This is a genomic window from Kitasatospora sp. NPDC056651 (assembly GCF_042792155.1).
Classification (GTDB): Bacteria; Actinomycetota; Actinomycetes; order Streptomycetales; family Streptomycetaceae; genus Kitasatospora.
The window spans coordinates 1-2,051 of record NZ_JBHTWX010000024.1; the positions used below are offsets into that span (position 1 = coordinate 1).

Here is a 2,051-nt window from a genome sequence, read left to right on the forward strand (position 1 = left end):
GCCACCGCGCCCCGGGCCGGAGCCCGGGGCGCGGTGGCGTCAACGAGGGGTCAGCGGGAGGTCAGCGACGCCTCAACGCCCCTGAAGGCGCTTGACGTTGTCGCCGAAGGTCCAGCTCCGGGAGCCGTCCCAGTTGATCGACCAGGTCATGAGGCCCTTCAGCGAACCGCTGAAGGCGCTCCAGGACTGGCTGACCAGGCCCGGGTCCATGTAGCCACCGCCCGCACCGGGCTGGGCCGGCAGGCCGGGCACCTGCTTGTCGTAGGGGACCTTGATGGTGGTGCCCTGGATGGTCAGGCCGTTGTTCAGGCAGGTGGTCTGGGCGGTGAAGCCCTGCACGGTGCCGGCCTGGTAGGAGTCACCGGAGCAGCCGTACATGCTCCCGTTATAGTACTGCATGTTCAGCCACCACAGCTGCCCGTTGTCGGCGTACTTCTTGACGATCGGCAGGTAGGCGCCCCAGATCGAGCCGTAGTTGACGCTGCCGCCGGTGACGTACGCGGTCTCGGGGGCCATCGTCAGGCCGAAGCCGGCCGGCATCTGGGCCAGCACGCCGTCGATGATGCGGATCAGGTTGGCCTGGGAGGCGGACAGCGTGTTGATGTTGCCGCTGCCGGACAGGCCGGTCTCGATGTCGATGTCGATCCCGTCGAAGTTGTACTTCTTGAGGATCGGGACGACGGTGGCGACGAACTTGTCGGCGACGGTGCTGGAGCTGAGGTCGATGCCCGCGGCGGCGCCGCCGATCGACATCAGGATCGTCGCGCCGGCGGCCTTGGCCTGGCACATCTCGGCCGGGGTGGAGACCTTGACGTTGGTGTCCATGCCGTCCTGCCACAGCACGGTGCCGTCCGAGAGGATCACCGGGAAGGCGGCGTTGATGACGTTGTAGCCGTGCGCGGCCATCCGGCTGTCCGTGATCGGGACCCAGCCCATGCCGGGGTGGACGCCGTTGGAGGCGCCGTCCCAGTTCTCCCAGTAGCCCTGGAGGACCTTGCCGGACGGCTTGGGCTTCGTCGGGCAGGTGTCACCCGGCGCCGGCGTGGTGGGCGGCGGGCTGGTGGGCGGCGGGGTGGTCGGCGGCGGCGAGGTCGGCGGCGGCGTCGTGGGCGGCGGGCTGGTGGGCGGCGGCGAGGTCGGCGGCGGGGTGGTCACCGTGGGGCTGGGGCTGCTGCCGCCGGGGCCGGCGAGCGACACGTCGTCCGCGTAGAACGCCGGCTGCCCGTACCAGCCGTGCAGGAAGATGGTCACCGAGGTGGTGTTCGCCCCGGTGGTGAAGCCGACGCTGAGCTGGCTGTAGGACGCGCTGTTGGCCGTCCAGGTGGACGGGTCGCTGCCCGCGCCGGTACCGGTGGCGCCCAGGTAGACGTAGCTGCCCTGGACGTAGGCGCTCAGCGTGTACTGGGAGTTGGGCTGCACGCTGATGGTCTGGGTGCACTGGGCGGTGTCCTGGCCGGTGGGCGTGGCCCGGAGCGCGGAGCTGCCGGAGTGGACCGGGCTGCCGACCACCGCGCCGGTGCCGCCGGAACAGTTCCAGCCGGAGAGCCCGTTCTCGAACCCGGGGTTGTTCACCAGGTTGGGGGTGGCGGCCCCGGCCGTGACGGTACCGGCCACGGCGATGCCCGCCCCGATGACGGCGGCGGCGCTCACCCCGGCGAGGGTGCGGCTCAGGACGCTCGACCCGCGCCCGACCTGTCCGGTCCGGTGGACCTGCGTTGCGCGCTCGACGACCGCCCGCTGCGGACCGGGGCGGGCCTGGCCCGACTGGCGTGGAGTACGCGACCTACGACGGAACATGCGGTGCTCTCTTCCCGCCGGGCGTCTGGGATATGACGACGCGTGGGGGCGCGACGCCTGGCTCTGGGTGAGGTGGGGACATGTGGGGCTGTGCCGGTCCGGATCGTAGGAGGGGCGGCAAGGCACGTCAATAGGTCTGGACCATTTAGGTCTGGACCAATTCCGTCGGAGGGCGCGAACGCGGACGGGCCGCCCGGGGGGCTGTGGGACCCCCCCCCCCCCCCCCCGGGCGGCGCCCCCCCCCCCCCCCCCCC

General features: G+C 71.7%; 1 protein-coding gene. It reads right to left on the minus strand.

Translation table 11 applies throughout. The features are described 5' to 3' along the window. Positions 1–72 precede the first annotated feature (72 nt). Entirely contained in the window at positions 73–1,650 is a 1,578-nt protein-coding gene (locus ACFRAR_RS12455) for a carbohydrate binding domain-containing protein (RefSeq protein ID WP_380697600.1), read from the minus strand. Positions 1,651–2,051 lie beyond the last annotated feature (401 nt).